Source organism: Xanthomonas albilineans (assembly GCF_009931595.1).
GTDB classification, from domain to species: Bacteria; Pseudomonadota; Gammaproteobacteria; order Xanthomonadales; family Xanthomonadaceae; genus Xanthomonas_A; species Xanthomonas_A albilineans.
Genome location: NZ_CP046570.1, coordinates 478,048 through 493,155 on the forward strand (window position 1 = coordinate 478,048; position 15,108 = coordinate 493,155).

The following is a 15,108-nucleotide window of genomic DNA, read 5'->3' on the forward strand; positions in this document are numbered from 1 at the left end:
ATCCGGCGCTCTGATTGCGTCGATGGCCTTCGGATATCGCGGTTGCTCAGATGGCTTCGAAGCGATTTGCAGCCACGTTCTTGCGCACCTTCTGCGGATCCCATATCTGCCCGTTCATCGCGATGTAGACCCCCGGCGGCAGCGATTGCACCGCGCCGACCGCGCAGCCGATATTGAACTCGGCGTCCGAGCCGCGGAAGCGCGCCGGATTCAGCGCGCCGGTCATCACGATGGTTTTGTTCTGGAGCGTCTGCAATGCCTTGCCGGTCTGCACCATCGAATCGGTGCCGTGGGTGATCAGCACATGGCGGGCCGATTGTGCGGCCACGGTGGCGCGGATCAGTTCGCGGTCGGCATCGGTGATGTGCAGCGAATCCTTGCGCAGGATCGGGATCACGCTGAAACGGAAGGTCACGCCCAGTTCCTTGAGGATCTGACCGATCTGCGGGTCGCCGATCTGATAATCGGACTTATCGTCGAAGTAGATCTTGTCGATCGTGCCGCCAGTGGTGACGATCAGGAGTTGTTCCATTGCCGTTCCTCACGCATGCCCGAGCGCGTTCGCTGTCGCGCAGGTCGTCATGATAATGGGTGTGCCGATGCGCTCGCTCAGGCGCCTTTGTCGCGGTGTGCAGTTGCAGCGCGTTTGTGCGCGAAGCGTGCGCGGATGCCAGGTGCACTGGACAGGCCCACCACGAGCACTGCCAGCAACAGTTCGATCCAGCCGAAGCCGCGCTGCGTCGGTCTGCTCCAGGCGATCATGACTCCATGGCTGAACCACAGCAGCGCCGCCACGCCGCTCCAGAAGCGTGCCAGTGCCGCGCCGCGCAGCACGCCGATCAGCAGCAACAGCGGCGGCAGGGCGAAGACCACCAACACAGCCAGGCGCTGGCGATCGTCGTAGAACCAGACCGCGAATAGCGTCGCCAGCGCCAGCAAGGCTGCGCTCAGCGCGAGATGCGGGCGTAGCGTGTTCACGCGCCGCTCAACCGCTGGGCGATGTCGGCCAGACGCCGTCCCAACGCACGCGCCAAGTGCGCTTCTTCCTCGCTGGGCTGCGGGTCGTCGTCGGCGCCAGCGACATGGCTGGCGCCATAGGGCGTGCCGCCACTGCGCGTGCTGCTGAGCAGCGGTTCGGTATAGGGAATCCCGACGATCAGGCAGCCATGGTGCAGTAGTGGCAGGTGCATCGACAGCAGGGTCGCCTCCTGGCCGCCGTGCTGCGAGGCGGTGGAGGTGAAGACCGCCGCAGGCTTACCGGCCAGGGTGGCGCTGGCCCACTCGGCGCCGAGTCCGTCGATGAAGTGTTTGATCGGTGCGGCCATGTTGCCGAAACGGGTCGGGCTACCTAGCGCCAAACCGACGCACTCGTGCAGGTCGTTGGTGCCCACGTAGGGTGCACCGCTGTCGGGGACCGGCGGCGCGCTGGTCTGGGTGACCGCGGCTACCGGCGGCACCGTGCGCAGGCGCGCGGCCATGCCGGGCACTTCGTCCACGCCACGCGCGATGTGCCGGGCCAGGCGCGCCACCGAGCCGCCACGGCTGTAGTACAGGACCAGAATCTCGGCCATGCGGCCCTCCCATGCGTCAGAACGGACGCCAGTATCGACGATGCCGACGTCCACGCGCATCGGGTACCCTTGCCAGATGCAGCCATTGGATACTGTCAATCTCTGGACCGAGCGCGTCCGCGATCACGCGCGCATGCGCAGCTTTGCCGCTTTTTTGTGGCAGCGTTTCCTCGACGATCGCCTGTTCCAGGCGGCGGCCTCGCTGGCCTATACCACCATTTTCGCGCTGGTGCCGTTGGCGGTGGTGGTCTTCGGGGTGTTGTCGGCATTTCCGGTGTTCAACGAATGGAGCGACCAGCTCAGCGATTACATCTTTTCCCATTTCGTTCCGGCGGCGGCGCGTTCGGTGGAGGCGTATCTGCGCCAGTTCTCCGCCAGCGCCGGGCAACTGACCACTGCCGGCGTGATCGCGCTGATGGTGTCGTTGCTGATTACCCTGCACAGCATCGAGCAGACCTTCAACCAGATCTGGCGCGTGGTGTCGGCCCGGCCGCAGTTGAGTCGCTTCCTGGTGTACTGGACGGTACTGACCCTGGGCGCGTTGCTGGCTGCGGCGTCGCTGGCGGTGTCGGCGCGGTTCTTCGCACTGCCCTTGTTCAAGACCAGCCAGGGGCAGTGGTTGGCGCAACTGGTGCTGAGTATGGCCCCGGTGCTGATCGAGTGCGTCTGCATCACCTTGGTGTACCGGGTGGTGCCGCACCACACGGTCAGGTTGCGCCATGCGCTGCCGGGCGCATTGCTGGCAGTGGTGTTACTGGAACTGGTGAAGTGTGGGCTGAGTCTGTATCTGGGTGGTTTTCAGTCTTACCAGCGTATCTATGGCACGGTCGCGTTCGTGCCGATTTTCCTGCTGTGGATCTACATGAGCTGGATCGCGATCCTGCTTGGCGCGTCGGTGTCCTCTTCGATTTCCGCGTTTCGCTATCAGCCGGCGTCGATGCGGCTGCCCGCCGGCTATGAGATCTACGGTTTACTGCGTCTGCTCGGGCGTTTTGTGCAGGCGCGCAAGCAGGGCCTTGGCTTGCAGCAAGAACGGATTCTGCAACTGGAGCCGATGCTTACCGATGCATTGGTGCAGCAACTGCTGGGCGAGCTGGAACGCATCCGTCTGCTCAGCCGTACCGAACAGGGGGACTGGATCCTCGCCCGCGATCTGGCCGAGGTGCCGTTGGCCGAGTTATACGAGAATTGCCAGTTACGCATCCCTATTGTCGAAGCCTACCTGCCGTGTCGCGACGACGCCCTCGGGCAGGCGGCTTGCTGTGCGTTGGACCAACTGCGCCTGCCACTGCGCGAAACGCTCAAGCGCCGTGTCGGCGACCTTTATCCCGAGATCGGAGACCTTGCATGACTGCCTTGCGCATCTTGTTCCCGCTGTTCGCCACCGCCGCATTGTTGACCGGTTGCAATCGGCAGCCGGCGCCCACACGGACCGATGACCGCGCCACCAGCGCATCGGCGTCGCCTTCGACCGCGCCTGCCGCACCGCCGGTGGCTGGGCCGGAGGTGGTGCAGCAGACCCGTGCCCAGCCTAGGCTGAAGATGATGGCGGTGGACGGTCACGTATACGATCTGGCCGCGCATCGGGGGCAATGGGTGGTGGTGAATTTCTGGGCCACCTGGTGTGCACCGTGCCTGAAGGAGATGCCGGAGTTGTCGGCGTTGCACGTGATGCGCGACAACATCAAGGTCGTGGGGTTGGCTTACGAAGACATCGAGCTGGCGCAGATGCAGGCATTCCTGAAGCAGCATCCGGTGGCTTATCCGATCGTCATCGTGGACACCTATAAACCGCCGGCCGATTTCGCTACGCCGCGCGGATTGCCGATGACCTATCTGATCGGCCCCGATGGCAAGCTCGTCAAACAATTCCTGGGGCCAGTCACTGCGCGGGACATCGAGGCGGCGATCGCCGCAGCAGGTGCGCCGGCGCCGGGCAAGGCCGCGGGTTGATGGTCCCTAGCCGCCGCGGACTTTATTGCGGTGCCGCTGTAGAGCGGTAGAGCGATTGGCTGCGGATGGCATGATCCGCGCCTTCCACTGTTCGCGTTAGTTTACTTATTGCCGCCGCTGCGCTTGCGGGTGCCGGCCATACTGCGTGCCACTTCCAACAGTGCGGCTTGCTGGCGGGTGTCGAGCTTGCGGAAGGCCAGCAACAAATCGTGCTCGCCACGGGTGCGTGCGGGATCCAGTTGGTTGGCTAGCTCGCCGAGCAACGCGCCGGCAGGAACGCCGAAGGTGCGCGCCAGCGCATTGAGTTGGGTGCGGCCGGGCATCTTCTCGCCGGCCATCCACGCCTTCACAGTGGTCGCGCCAGCGCGTGGGATGGCTGCGGCGATGTCTGCGGCGCTCATGCCGCTGGCCTTGGCGAGCAGGCGCAACGTGGTGTCCAGAGGCATGCGGGTCTCCAGGTTATTCCTTCAGCCGCGGACGCAGCGTGGCCAGGTTGCAAGGGCGGGTGCGGGCATCCAGTTGCGCGGCGATGATCTTGTCCCAGGCGGTGCGGCAGGCCGAGGTGGAGCCGGGCAGGCAGAACAGGAAGGTGGCATTGGCTAGGCCGGCAAAGGCGCGCGATTGTAGCGAGGAGGTGCCGATCTCCTCCACGCTGATCGCACGGAACAGCTCGCCGAAGCCGGGCATCTGTTTGTCCAGTAGCGGTAGTAGTGCTTCGGGTGTGGAGTCGCGGCCGGTGAAGCCGGTGCCGCCGGTGACCAGGATGCCATCGACTTGCGGATCGGCGATCCAGGCCGACACGACCGCACGGATCCGGTAACGGTCATCCGGGAGCAGTTCGCGTGCGGACAGGCGATGGCCCGCTGCGCCGAGTGCCGACACGAGATAGTTGCCCGAGCTGTCCTCGGCCAGGGTGCGCGTGTCCGATACCGTCAGCACGCACACGTGCAGTGGGATGAAATTAGTGTTGGCGCTCATGCCTTCAGCCTAGCGGTTCGCCTGGTTGGCGTACAGCCTGATGTTGGCGGTGTTCGCGTCGGCTTGCCTCACATTACATTTGCTGAAGTGGGTGCTGGCGATGATTTTCCTGTCGACATGACGTGGTGGCAGGGCAGTTTCGCGTCGCTGCTAATTTTGAATGATTGGCCCTGGAACGTAGGACGATGCGATCCCCGTTGCGGGGCTCGGAAGCACGAACGGCAGCGTCGCAAGACGCTGCCGTTCGCGGTCACCACGCGGTGCGTGGTGACGGTCTTGCATGACCTCGCTAGATCGACGCGGCGAGGGATTAGTTCGAACGCGTGGCGCAGAAGCCGAGTGTGGTGGTTTGCTGAGGGTCCACGTAACGGTTCCAATCCATACCACTGACTTGGAGGGATTGGACGGCGCCGGAGGCATCGGTATTAGGCGTCCACATGCCACTCCATAGATTGATATTGCTACTGCTGACCTTGCCGAGAATTGGCACAGTGATGTTCCACTGGGCTTTGGTGCTGCCTCTCTTATTGGTCACCGAGATGGTTTCGCAATAGCCGGCACCCCAGTCGCTATTGACGGTGTACTGGACGTCGAAGGGATTGGCGGTGGAGCCGCCGCCACCTGTGGAGCCGCCACCACCCGTGGAGCCGCCGCCACCCGTGGAGCCGCCGCCACCTGTGGAGCCGCCACCACCTGTGGAGCCGCCACCACCCGTGGAGCCGCCGCCGCCTGTGGAGCCGCCGCCACCCGTGGAGCCGCCACCACCCGTGGAGCCGCCACCACCCGTGGAGCCGCCACCACCCGTGGAGCCGCCACCACCCGTGGAGCCGCCACCACCCGTGGAGCCGCCACCACCTGTGGAGCCGCCACCACCTGTGGAGCCGCCACCACCCGTGGAGCCGCCGCCACCTGTGGAGCCGCCACCACCTGTGGAGCCGCCACCACCGGTGGAGCCGCCGCCACCGGTGGAGCCGCCACCACCTGTGGAGCCGCCACCACCCGTGGAGCCGCCACCACCCGTGGAGCCGCCGCCGCCGGTGCTACCACCGCTAGTGGAACCGGGGATCGCCGGATAGGCGTTCTGGACCAGCATGACGAACTGATTGTGGAACCATGCGCCAGAGATCGGGGAATTGGGCAGTGCGCCTGTCAACACACCATCCGGTGTTGTGTATCTCTCATCGCACATCCCATCAGCGCCTTTGCCTTGATCGTTCGGGATGTATCTGCTGGAGCCGTCCGAGACGCCGGGCTCTTTGATGTGAACAAAAGCATCCACATGTGGGAGAGGTGCGGTAGTCGGAGGCGCGCCCATGCCTGCTCCACTTGGATTGCACCAATTGCCACGAGCAAGGCGTTGATCCACACGACCGGAATTGACATACGTGTTGACATCGTTTCCGCTGGCGGATGTCGGGCGATTGGGGCCGCCCCAGCCGTTGCGGCTGGTGTCGATGAGGAATCCGATCTGGCTTGACCAACCTGCGGAAACGAAGTTGTTATATAGCGTTTGCACATAATGGTTTTCGTCGAAAATGGGGTTCCATTGGTAGAACGTCGACGATCTGAGCGGCTGCCCACCCACATTCATATCGGAGTTTGGTAGGTTCGGTTCGGTGGTTGGCGTCGTATTTGCGGTATTGGTGGCAAACCCATCGATACTGGCAAGGCCCGCCGTGGTGTCTTGAAAGATCCGAGTATACAGAGGGATGGTTTTGTCCATATTGTTGGGCCATCCCAGCCAGCCGCTATGCGCGATATCCAGATAATTGTATGTATTTGGAATCGCATGAAGCTTATTGATGGCGTATTTGATGGCGGCTTCGTAAATGCCTGTGGAGGAGGCTTGGCCGCAGGCCGGGGTGCTCAAGTTGGTGACGAGGTTCGGCAAGCTGTCTGGTTCGACAACGTTGACGATGCGCAAATCTTTGTATTGTGGATCTGCTAGGATCCCGGCGATGACATCGATATATTCAGTTTTGTAGCGGGCCAGCGCGTCTTGTGTCAAAGGCAGCTCGCCATTGGAGGACAGTGCGTGGCAGTCGCGTCCAGGCATGTCATAAATGACTAGTCCGACTAGCATAGTCTGACCAGCTGTTTTCTGCGCAAGGGCGGAATTCAGATGATCTCTCAGGCCAAGCAGCCCCGCGTTTCTATTCCCGCCATAGATCGCGCCGATCGAGTCGAGCCAGATGAAGGTTGGGTAAGTCTTGGCCGTTTGCATTTTTGCGATCAGCGCGGGGTCGCTCACCTTCGCAATCGACGAGTCGATATCCACGGTGTAGTCTGGATTCACATAACTGGTCGCGCCGACGAACGGATTGTCTACACGAGATTGAGCGTGAGCGGACAGGCTGGACAGTAGGCATACGCTCAATAATGACGCAGTCGCTTTGTATTTCAAGCGATTGCCGGTGGATTTAGATGTTTTCATCGTCGTCTCTCTATTTTAAGGTGTTATAAGGGTTGTTATTTATTGCGAGCATGGCGTAGCGCTTTGGCTGTTTCGATCACTTTTTGGATGACCCCCTTAGCGATTGGTGTGTAGAGGAATAAAATTTTGGCGTAGCAGTCCCCGAAGCGCAGCCGATAAATGGATCGGGCAGCCCTGGTCAGTTGGATGTTTTGTATTCAGTCGTTTCTTAGGAAACTATTAAAATGAACGAACAATCTGCTGTTATTCGCTTTACTGGCTCTCAAGAAAAAAGTGGACAGACCGCTGATGCGGGTCATCGCCGGAGACGCGTATCGTCGCCAGGGTGTTTTCGGGATGAGTTTCTCTTTGTGCTACCAATATGCTTTTGAGAAGGGGCATCAATGCGGCAAGTGAACAAGAGAAGCGGGTCTACATGCCACGACGCCTTAATGCCTTGCTGCTTTCGAACAGAAGATCAATTTCGAGATGCTGCATTCTGTGAGCGGGCTCAAGAAATGAATTAAGCTTGAATACAAACTGATGAAGTGCTTATCAGTTTCCTAAAATAATGTGACGCCAGATACCGAACGAATGGCGCAATACATGCTTGCTGGTGAAACCTTTACGCCAAATCGGGGTCCGATAATGCTTACCCTTGCGTAAGTGCGCAAATGGCCGGGTGTGAAAATACCTCTCCGGCGTCGCTACAGCGAAGACAGGATGGGCCACGCAGCCGCAATTTGCGCCAGTGACCATTGGATAGAGGCGAGCTGGATGTCAGGGAATTGCTTGCACAGTGCAAGGCGTTTTAGGCGCTGTTTTGACAGGCTTGCTGCCGTGCCGCGTGTGCGTCAGCTCACGCGAAATGGCGCCACCCATGCTCACGCGCCACTGCGCGCAGGAGTGCGGCGAAATCTGCGGCGAAGCCTTGCATGTCGAACAGGCCGCTGCTTGCGCGGCGTTGCCGCAACCGTTCGCGCAGGACGTGCAGCGCGCTCGGGTCGCGTCCCAGGCGCACCGCCGTGGCGATGAAAGCGTCATCGTCGACCACGTTCATGTCATCCATGTTCAGGTGGTGGTTGAGGCTGCCGGCCACGCGTGCGGCGAAAGTGTTGCCGGGACAGGTGAGGACTGGGCAGCCGGCCCACAGTGCATCGGAGGCGGTGGTGTGTGCGTTATAGGGGTGTGTATCTAGGAAAAGATCGGCATGCCGGTAGCGTGACAGGTATTCGGGGTGCGCCAGTTTTGGCATGAAGCGTAAGCGCGTCGGTTCCAGATCGGCTTTGCATGCGGCCTCGCGTAGCCGCGCATCCGCTTGGCCGGGACCTGACAGCAGCCAGAGCACGCTGTCCGGCACCTGACGCAGCACCGCCAGCATCCGTGCCATGCTGCGTGGACTCAGTTTGTAGCTGTTGTTGAAGCAGCAAAACACGGTACCCGCTTCGGGCAGGCCGCAGTCGTGCCGCGACGGCGGGGTGCCCACGTGGCGGGTGGTGTCGGATGGCTGGAATGCACGCGTTAGCCGCAGGACCCGCTCGCTGTAATGTGCAGTGAGTGGTGGTGGCAAGGCGTAGCCATCAGCGATGACGTAGTCCATCCATGGCGCGCCCGACGTACCAGGGTAGGCGAGCCAGTTGATCTGCACGGGTGCCGGACGCAGCGCCAGCACCTCGGGCGTGCCGCCGCCGCCCCAGCCGCGCAGATCGAGCAGTACGTCGATGCCGGTTTCGCGGATACGCTGGGCGATCGTGCGATGCGCTTGCGCGGTCACGCTGTGCCAGGTGTGCGCCGCCGCCTGCAGGCGGGCGCGGATTGTGCTGCGGTCCTCGCCGTTCAGGGCGAACAAATGTATCTGTAGGTCCGCATGCGCGCGCAGGTGTTCGAACAGGGCCACGGTCAGCAGGCCGGTGGGATGGGCGCCGAACCCGTTGGACAGAAAGCCGATCCGTAGCGGGCCGTGTTGGCGCATCGCCGTGGTCGGCAGCGGCGTCAGCGTGTGTGCCAGCGCCTCGGCGCGGTTGCGCGCGCAGCGCAGTTGCTCGGCCGGGGCGGCGTCCTCGTTGAGGAAGGCGAACGGTTCGATCGTCGGATGTCCCTGGCGCACGGCGGCACGGACTTGCTGCGACAGCGCGTCGAGATCGCGCCAGTCGCACAGTTTGCGTCGCCAGTTGAGCAAGTGCGCGACAATCGACGGTTCCTGCGGCAGCAGCGCATACGCATGCGCATAGGCATGGGCGGCGTCTTCCGCCTCGCCGTTGTCTTCCAGGGCGTGGCCCAGCCACAGGGCGATGCCGGGATGTTGCGGGGCTTGGTGCAGTGCCAGGCGCAAGGCGTGCGCGGCGTCGGCATGGCGGCCCTGGGTCCAGCGCACCCGGCCCAGCCGCGCCAGCGCCTCCGGATGGCCTGGACGCAGTTGCAGCCCGCGTAGCGCGGCATGTTCGCCAGCGGCGATGGCGCCGGCGCCGAGTTCGGCATCGGCCAGCATCACCCAGGCGAGGAAATCCTGCGGGTCGCGTCTTACCGTCTCGCGCAGGTGGCGCAGTGCGTCGGCGTCGCCGCCGCTCATGTGCGTGCCGGTGCGCGGCGGTTCACGCGCTGTCGCTCAGCCGCGCCAGTGCGTCGACTTGGTGCTCGTGGCTCAGGCGTTCGATCAGCGCATCGAGATCGCCTTCGATCACATGCGGCAGGTCGTACAGGGTCAGGCCCTCGACGCGGTGGTCGGTGATACGGCCCTGCGGGAAGTTGTAGGTGCGGATGCGCTGGCTGCGGTCGCCGCTGCCGACCTGAAGCTTGCGGTCCTGTGCCTCGGCCGCGGCCTGCTTGTTGCGTTCGGCATCGAGCAACTGCGCCTTGAGTCGTTTCAGCGCCTTGTCGCGGTTGGCGTGCTGGCTGCGTTCGGTCTGGCACTCCACCACCACGCCACTGGGTACGTGGGTGATGCGAATCGCCGATTCGGTCTTGTTGACGTGCTGGCCGCCGGCGCCGGAGGAGCGGAATGTGTCGATCTTCAGGTCGGCTGGATTGACCGCGATCTCTTCCACGTCGTCGGCTTCGGGGATGATCGCCACCGTCGCCGCGGAGGTGTGGATGCGTCCCTGCGATTCGGTGGCCGGCACGCGTTGCACGCGGTGGGTGCCGGATTCGAACTTCAATTTGGAGTAAGCGCCGCGACCGACGATGCGTGCGACGATTTCCTTGTAGCCGCCGTGTTCGCCGGGGTTGTCCGATTCCACTTCCACTTTCCATCCCTGGCGCTCGGCGTAGCGCGCGTACATGCGGAACAGGTCGCCGGCGAAGATCGCGGCTTCGTCGCCGCCGGTGCCGGCGCGCACTTCCAAGAACAGGTTGCCGTCGTCGCGTGGGTCGCGCGGGACCAGCAGCAGCGCCAGCTGTGCATCCAGGTCGGCCAGATGGGCCTGCGCGGCCGCGATTTCTTCCTCGGCCAGTTCGCGCAGTTCCGGATCGGCACGCATCGCTTCGGCGGAGGCAAGATTGGCCTTGGCGGCGGTTTCCTCGGCCAATGCCGTGGCGACTGGCTGCAGTTGCGCGAATTCGCGCGAGTAGTCGCGGAAGCGCTGGTGATCGCTCACCACCTCGGGGTCGGAGAGCAGGCGTTCGAGTTCTTCGCGACGCTCGGCCAGCGCCTCCAGCTTACGGCGCAGGGTCGGTGTCATCGGGTTTCAGCAGTGGGTGGAAGTAGCCCGGTTTTTCCGGGAACAGGCGTTCGGCGGCGCGTGCCAATTCGCTATCGCCGCGCAGCGCTTCTGCGCGCAGCGCCGCGGTGGGCGGGTGCAGCAGCCGGTTGGTCAGAGTGTTGGCGAGGAAATCCAGTACCTCTTCGGCCGGTTTGCCGTGCGCCAGTTGTTGCCGCGCTTTGGCCAGTACGTCGTCGCGGGTGCTGTCGCCATGCGCGCGCAGGCGCTTGAGTGGCGCCTGACGGGTGCTGGCCTGCAGCGTCTCCATGTAGCGCACGACCTGCAGGTCGATGATCGCCTCGGCGGCCTGGGCCGCTTCGCGCCGGCCGCGGCGGTTGTCCTCGACCGCGCGTTCCAGGTCGTCCACGGTATACAGATAGGCGTCGGCCAGCTCGGCCACGTCGGTCGCGATATCTCGTGGTACCGCCAGGTCGAACAACAGCATCGGTTTGTGCTTGCGCGCGCGCAGCGCCTGCTCGACCTGCACCCGCGTGATCACCGGCGCGGGCGCGGCGGTGGCCGAGAACACAACGTCGGCCTCGTGCAGATGCCGTTCCAGTTCGCTCAGTGGCAGTGCCACGCCACCGTGGCGACTGGCCAGCTCCTGGGCGTGGGCAAGCGTGCGGTTGGCGATCAGCAGGCGCTGCACGCGGCCTTCGCTGAGGTGCTTGGCGGTCAGTTCGATGGTTTCGCCAGCGCCGACCAGTAGCACGGTCGATTCGTTGAGCCGGGCGAAAGCGTCTTGTGCCAGGCGCACCGCGGTCGAGGCCACCGAGACCGGATTGGCGCCGACACGCGTATCGGTGCGGGCGCGCTTGGCGACGGCGAAGGTCTGTTGGAACAGCCGATCCAGACGGTTGCCCATCGCCCCGTGTTCGCGCGCCAGTGCCCAGGCATCCTTGACCTGACCCAGGATCTGCGGTTCGCCCAGGACCATGGAATCCAGCCCGGTGGCGACGCGGAACAGATGCCGCACCGCGTCCGCGTCCTGGTGTTGGTACAGATGACTGCGCAGGTCGGCGGCGTGCGAATTCAGCCAATCGGCCAGCTGCTGCGCGTCGTCGGCGATCGCGTACAGCTCGGTGCGGTTGCAGGTGGACAGCAGTGCCGCTTCGGTCACCTCGGGCAGAGCGCGCAGCGATTGCAGCGCGTGTGGGAGTGCATCGCCAGCGAATGCCACCCGTTCGCGCAGGTCGACCGGCGCGGTCTGATGGTTCAATCCGAGCACCCACAACGTCATCTGTTCAGTCGCTTGCGATAAGCTGCTGGCTATTCAGGGCCCCATTTTACGGCCCGGCCGCTTCCGATGCCCGCATTGATTCGCATCCGTACCTTTTTGTTGCTGTCCGTCATCGCCGTTGTGGCGGCGCCGGTCGGCGCCAAGCCCGCGCGTCCGGAGCAGGGCGTGCTGACCCCGGTGCTGGCCGGCGAGTTCGCGCTGCAGGCCGGGCAACTGGCCGATGCCACGCGCTGGTATCTGCAGGCGGCCAACGACAGTCCTGGCGATGTTGGCCTGGCCGAGCGCGTCACCCGCATCGCGATGCTGGCCAACGACAGCAAGGCGGCGGCGCAGGCTCTGGCGTTGTGGCGGCAGCGCGCGCCCGCCTCGTTGGCGATGCGTAGTGCCGAGGCCGCGCTGGCGCTGCGCGGCGGCAATTTGCATCAGGCGCGGAGTCTGCTGGTGGCGCTGTTGCGCGACAAAGATCCGCGTGGTTGGCGCTTCGCCTTGATGGCGCTGGCCAGTGGTAACCGCGATCCGGAAGTGGCGGCGAAAGCACTGGACCAATTGCTCGATGCCAATGCCATTCCTAATCAGCTCGAAGCCTGGCAGGAGTTCGGCCGACTGGCGCTGCGACTGGAACAACCCAAGCTGGCCGAACGCATCGTCGACCAATTGGTCAAGCGCTTCCCGTCCGAGCCACGGGTGGCGCTGTTGCATGCCACCCAATTGCAGCAGGCGGGCAAGGTCGAACAGGCGCGCGCGTTGTTGCAGGGCGTGGAGCCGAAGGTGGCGATGGATCCGGAGCTGCGCGCTGCGCTGGCCTATGCCTACGATGCGATCGGCGATACCGCCAGCGCGGCACGGGTGCTGGCGCTAGGGCCGCAGAGCACGGAGAACTACGGTTTGCGCGCTTCGATGCTGTCCAAGCTACAGGACGACGTGGCGTTGACCGCGCTGTACGACGAGTTGCGCAAGGGGGCGAACCGGCCCGATCCCGAACGGCGGCTGTTGCTCGGCAAGATCGCCGAATTCCTCAAGCGCAACCAGGAAGCGGTGGACTGGTATCGTGGCGTGCCGAGCGGCCCCTTGCGCAGCGAGGCGCGTTTGCGCATGGCCGATGCGCTGTATGGTCTGGGGCAGAAGGACGCCGCATTCGCCGAGGCGCGCGCGTTGCAGGACGACGCCAATGCCGATGATGCCGCGCGCCGCGACGCCTACGTGCTGGAGGCGGAATTGCGCCAGCGTAGCGGCGACGATGCTGGCGAACTACAAGTGTTCGAACGTGGTCTGGCCGCATATCCGGACGACAGTGCGTTGTTGTACGCGCGTGGACTGGCCTGGGAGCGCCGCGACCGCATCGACCGCGCCGAGGCCGATTTACGCAAGATCCTGGTCACCGAGCCGGACAACGTGGCCGCGTTGAACGCCCTTGGCTACACCCTGGCCGATCGCACCAAGCGTTACCGCGAAGCGCTGGAGTTGATCGATCGCGCACGCACCGCCGATCCGGACAATGCCGCGATCATCGACAGCTACGGCTGGGTGTTGTACCGACTCGGCAAGACCCAGGAAGCGCTTGTGCAACTGCGTCGCGCCTGGAGCCTACTGAAGGATCCGGAGATCGCCGCGCACATCGGCCAGTTACTGTGGGAGCAGGGGAAGCACGAGGAAGCCAATACGTATTTCGAAGCGGCGCGTAAGCTCGACCCGAACAATCGCGCGTTGCAGCGGGCGATGGAAAAGGCGGTTCCATGAAGGCGCTGTTGTGCGCTGCATGGGGTGGGCTGGCGGTCCTTGCGTTGGCTGGTTGTGCAGGGATGCCGTCGCGTCCGCCGGCGCCGGTCGTCGGTGCGCCCGATATGGCCGCGCGGCAGGCGGAAAAGGCCCGTGCGCAATGGTTGCAGGCACAGCCGAACTGGTCGTTCCAGGGGCGCGTCGCCGTCAGCAACGGGCGTAACGGCGGCAGTGGACGCATCGACTGGGCCCAGCACGGGCGCGGCTACGACGTGCAGCTCAGCGCGCCGGTGACCCGGCAGAGCTGGCGCTTGCGCGGCGATAGCCAATCCGGGGCGGGGCGTCTGGACGGCCTGGAGGGTGGGGTGCGTGCCGGCGAGGATGCGCAGCAGGTATTGCTGCAGGCGACCGGTTGGGAGATTCCGGTCAATTTGCTGCCCGATTGGGTGCGTGGCCTAGTGGCGCGCAATGCACGGGCGCCCGAGCGGCTCGACGACGACGCGCAGGGACGTCCACATCTGCTGCGGCAGATGGGGTGGGACATCGAGTTCCAGGAGTGGTATCCGCCTGCTGCGGGGCGTCCGCCGCTGCCACGGCGCATCGAAGCGCGCAGCGGGGATGCCAAGGTGCGGCTGCTGGTCGATCAATGGGACATTCCGGCGTCATGATCCAGGCGTCGGACGGGGGCTGGTCGTATTGGCCGGCCCCGGCGAAGCTGAACCTGTTTCTCCAGATCACGGGCCGCCGTGCCGACGGTTATCACCAGTTGCAGACCGTGTTCCGCCTGCTCGATTGGGGCGACACGGTGTCTGTGCGGCCGCGCGCCGACGGCGTGGTGGTGCGCATCGGCCCTTCCGTGGCGGGTGTCGCCGAGGCCGACGATCTACTGGTGCGGGCGGCCATTTTGCTGCAAAAAGAAGCCAAAATCGCCAAAGGGGTGGATATTCGCGTCGAAAAGCGGATTCCTGCCGGCGGCGGTTTTGGTGGCGGATCGTCGGATGCGGCCACGGTGTTGGTCGCGCTGAACGCGCTGTGGGGTGCCGGTCTGGATGAAGACGCACTGGCCCGGTTGGGGCTGTCGCTGGGCGCTGACGTGCCGGTGTTCGTGCGCGGCCGCGATGCCTGGGCCGAGGGCATTGGCGAGCGCTTGACTCCGATCGCGTTGCCTCCGGCCTGGTATGTCCTGGTCGATCCGGGCGTTCATGTGCCCACGGCGACCCTGTTCCAGTCTGCGGATTTGACGCGGGATGCCGCGCCCGCGAAAATAGCCGACTTCGTTTCAGGTTTCCTGCTCGGGAATGCGTTCGAGCCGGTCCTGCTTCGCCGCGAACCCGCTGTCCAGGCGGCGTTCCAGGCGCTGGCACGGATCGGAACGCCGCGCTTGACCGGATCGGGAAGCGGTTGTTTCGTCGAGTTCGCTGATCGCGCCGCCGCACAGCGTGCGCTGGCGGACTTGCCGAACGGGATGCGCGCCTGGGTGGCAGGCGGCGTGGCTCGCTCGCCGCTGCTCGACGCGCTGGAGGTTTGACAGGTTTTACG

General features: G+C 64.2%; 14 protein-coding genes. 5 read left to right on the forward strand and 9 right to left on the reverse strand.

Annotated elements, in window-relative coordinates; all coding sequences use genetic code 11:
• Window positions 1-46: 46 nt before the first annotated feature.
• The 3 genes from XaFJ1_RS02060 to wrbA form a co-directional block, all read right to left on the reverse strand.
• The gene (locus tag XaFJ1_RS02060) at window positions 47-532 is read right to left on the reverse strand and encodes an asparaginase domain-containing protein (RefSeq protein ID WP_012915028.1); all 486 of its coding nucleotides are present in this window, start codon (window positions 530-532) and stop codon (window positions 47-49) included.
• A 77-nt stretch (window positions 533-609) separates the two neighbouring features.
• Window positions 610-978, reverse strand: a complete 369-nt coding sequence (locus XaFJ1_RS02065) for a DUF2069 domain-containing protein (protein WP_012915029.1) — start codon at window positions 976-978, stop codon at window positions 610-612.
• On the reverse strand, window positions 975-1,571 hold the full coding sequence (gene wrbA, locus XaFJ1_RS02070; RefSeq protein ID WP_012915030.1) for an NAD(P)H:quinone oxidoreductase: 597 nt from the start codon (window positions 1,569-1,571) through the stop codon (window positions 975-977). The genes XaFJ1_RS02065 and wrbA overlap by 4 nt, the downstream gene beginning before the upstream one ends.
• A 76-nt stretch (window positions 1,572-1,647) precedes the next feature.
• Here wrbA and XaFJ1_RS02075 point away from each other — a divergent pair, with 76 nt between their 5' ends.
• Window positions 1,648-2,922: a YihY family inner membrane protein gene (locus XaFJ1_RS02075; protein ID WP_012915031.1), complete on the forward strand. Its 1,275-nt coding sequence runs from the start codon at window positions 1,648-1,650 to the stop codon at window positions 2,920-2,922.
• Window positions 2,919-3,524, forward strand: coding sequence for a TlpA family protein disulfide reductase (locus tag XaFJ1_RS02080; protein WP_012915032.1), 606 nt, complete (start codon window positions 2,919-2,921; stop codon window positions 3,522-3,524). Before XaFJ1_RS02075 ends, XaFJ1_RS02080 begins: the two co-directional genes overlap by 4 nt.
• 101 nt (window positions 3,525-3,625) lie before the next feature.
• On the opposite strand, the gene XaFJ1_RS02085 is transcribed toward XaFJ1_RS02080, so the two are convergent.
• From XaFJ1_RS02085 to hemA, 6 genes are all read right to left on the reverse strand, one after another.
• Complete coding sequence (locus tag XaFJ1_RS02085; protein ID WP_012915033.1) at window positions 3,626-3,970, reverse strand: helix-turn-helix domain-containing protein; 345 nt, start codon at window positions 3,968-3,970, stop codon at window positions 3,626-3,628.
• A 13-nt stretch (window positions 3,971-3,983) separates the two neighbouring features.
• Window positions 3,984-4,502, reverse strand: a complete 519-nt coding sequence (moaB, locus tag XaFJ1_RS02090) for a molybdenum cofactor biosynthesis protein B (RefSeq protein WP_012915034.1) — start codon at window positions 4,500-4,502, stop codon at window positions 3,984-3,986.
• Between the two features lie 310 nt (window positions 4,503-4,812).
• Window positions 4,813-6,936: a glycoside hydrolase family 6 protein gene (locus XaFJ1_RS02095; RefSeq protein WP_012915035.1), complete on the reverse strand. Its 2,124-nt coding sequence runs from the start codon at window positions 6,934-6,936 to the stop codon at window positions 4,813-4,815.
• An 838-nt stretch (window positions 6,937-7,774) separates the two neighbouring features.
• Window positions 7,775-9,484, reverse strand: coding sequence for an O-linked N-acetylglucosamine transferase, SPINDLY family protein (locus XaFJ1_RS02100; RefSeq protein ID WP_012915036.1), 1,710 nt, complete (start codon window positions 9,482-9,484; stop codon window positions 7,775-7,777).
• A gap of 22 nt (window positions 9,485-9,506) precedes the next feature.
• Window positions 9,507-10,592 carry a peptide chain release factor 1 gene (gene prfA, locus XaFJ1_RS02105; RefSeq protein WP_012915037.1) on the reverse strand — a complete coding sequence of 362 codons (1,086 nt, stop codon included), beginning with the start codon at window positions 10,590-10,592 and terminating at the stop codon, window positions 9,507-9,509.
• On the reverse strand, window positions 10,570-11,853 hold the full coding sequence (gene hemA, locus XaFJ1_RS02110) for a glutamyl-tRNA reductase (protein ID WP_012915038.1): 1,284 nt from the start codon (window positions 11,851-11,853) through the stop codon (window positions 10,570-10,572). The genes prfA and hemA overlap by 23 nt, the downstream gene beginning before the upstream one ends.
• 66 nt (window positions 11,854-11,919) lie before the next feature.
• Between hemA and XaFJ1_RS02115 the strand changes: the two genes are divergently transcribed.
• Genes XaFJ1_RS02115 through ispE form a run of 3 tightly spaced genes read left to right on the forward strand, consistent with a single transcriptional unit; the run spans window position 11,920 to window position 15,097 of the window.
• Window positions 11,920-13,590, forward strand: coding sequence for a tetratricopeptide repeat protein (locus XaFJ1_RS02115; RefSeq protein WP_012915039.1), 1,671 nt, complete (start codon window positions 11,920-11,922; stop codon window positions 13,588-13,590).
• Entirely contained in the window at window positions 13,587-14,237 is a 651-nt protein-coding gene (gene lolB / locus XaFJ1_RS02120; protein ID WP_012915040.1) for a lipoprotein insertase outer membrane protein LolB, read from the forward strand. The genes XaFJ1_RS02115 and lolB overlap by 4 nt, the downstream gene beginning before the upstream one ends.
• On the forward strand, window positions 14,234-15,097 hold the full coding sequence (ispE, locus tag XaFJ1_RS02125) for a 4-(cytidine 5'-diphospho)-2-C-methyl-D-erythritol kinase (RefSeq protein ID WP_045756709.1): 864 nt from the start codon (window positions 14,234-14,236) through the stop codon (window positions 15,095-15,097). Before lolB ends, ispE begins: the two co-directional genes overlap by 4 nt.
• Window positions 15,098-15,108 lie beyond the last annotated feature (11 nt).

Coding starts and splice junctions, on each gene's coding strand:
- XaFJ1_RS02060 (WP_012915028.1), bottom strand. CDS start 532: ATGGAACAACTCCTGATCGTCACCACTGGCGGCACGATCGACAAGATC.
- wrbA (WP_012915030.1), bottom strand. CDS start 1,571: ATGGCCGAGATTCTGGTCCTGTACTACAGCCGTGGCGGCTCGGTGGCG.
- XaFJ1_RS02075 (WP_012915031.1), top strand. CDS start 1,648: ATGCAGCCATTGGATACTGTCAATCTCTGGACCGAGCGCGTCCGCGAT.
- XaFJ1_RS02080 (WP_012915032.1), top strand. CDS start 2,919: ATGACTGCCTTGCGCATCTTGTTCCCGCTGTTCGCCACCGCCGCATTG.
- XaFJ1_RS02085 (WP_012915033.1), bottom strand. CDS start 3,970: ATGCCTCTGGACACCACGTTGCGCCTGCTCGCCAAGGCCAGCGGCATG.
- moaB (WP_012915034.1), bottom strand. CDS start 4,502: ATGAGCGCCAACACTAATTTCATCCCACTGCACGTGTGCGTGCTGACG.
- XaFJ1_RS02095 (WP_012915035.1), bottom strand. CDS start 6,936: ATGAAAACATCTAAATCCACCGGCAATCGCTTGAAATACAAAGCGACT.
- XaFJ1_RS02100 (WP_012915036.1), bottom strand. CDS start 9,484: ATGAGCGGCGGCGACGCCGACGCACTGCGCCACCTGCGCGAGACGGTA.
- prfA (WP_012915037.1), bottom strand. CDS start 10,592: ATGACACCGACCCTGCGCCGTAAGCTGGAGGCGCTGGCCGAGCGTCGC.
- hemA (WP_012915038.1), bottom strand. CDS start 11,853: ATGACGTTGTGGGTGCTCGGATTGAACCATCAGACCGCGCCGGTCGAC.
- XaFJ1_RS02115 (WP_012915039.1), top strand. CDS start 11,920: ATGCCCGCATTGATTCGCATCCGTACCTTTTTGTTGCTGTCCGTCATC.
- lolB (WP_012915040.1), top strand. CDS start 13,587: ATGAAGGCGCTGTTGTGCGCTGCATGGGGTGGGCTGGCGGTCCTTGCG.
- ispE (WP_045756709.1), top strand. CDS start 14,234: ATGATCCAGGCGTCGGACGGGGGCTGGTCGTATTGGCCGGCCCCGGCG.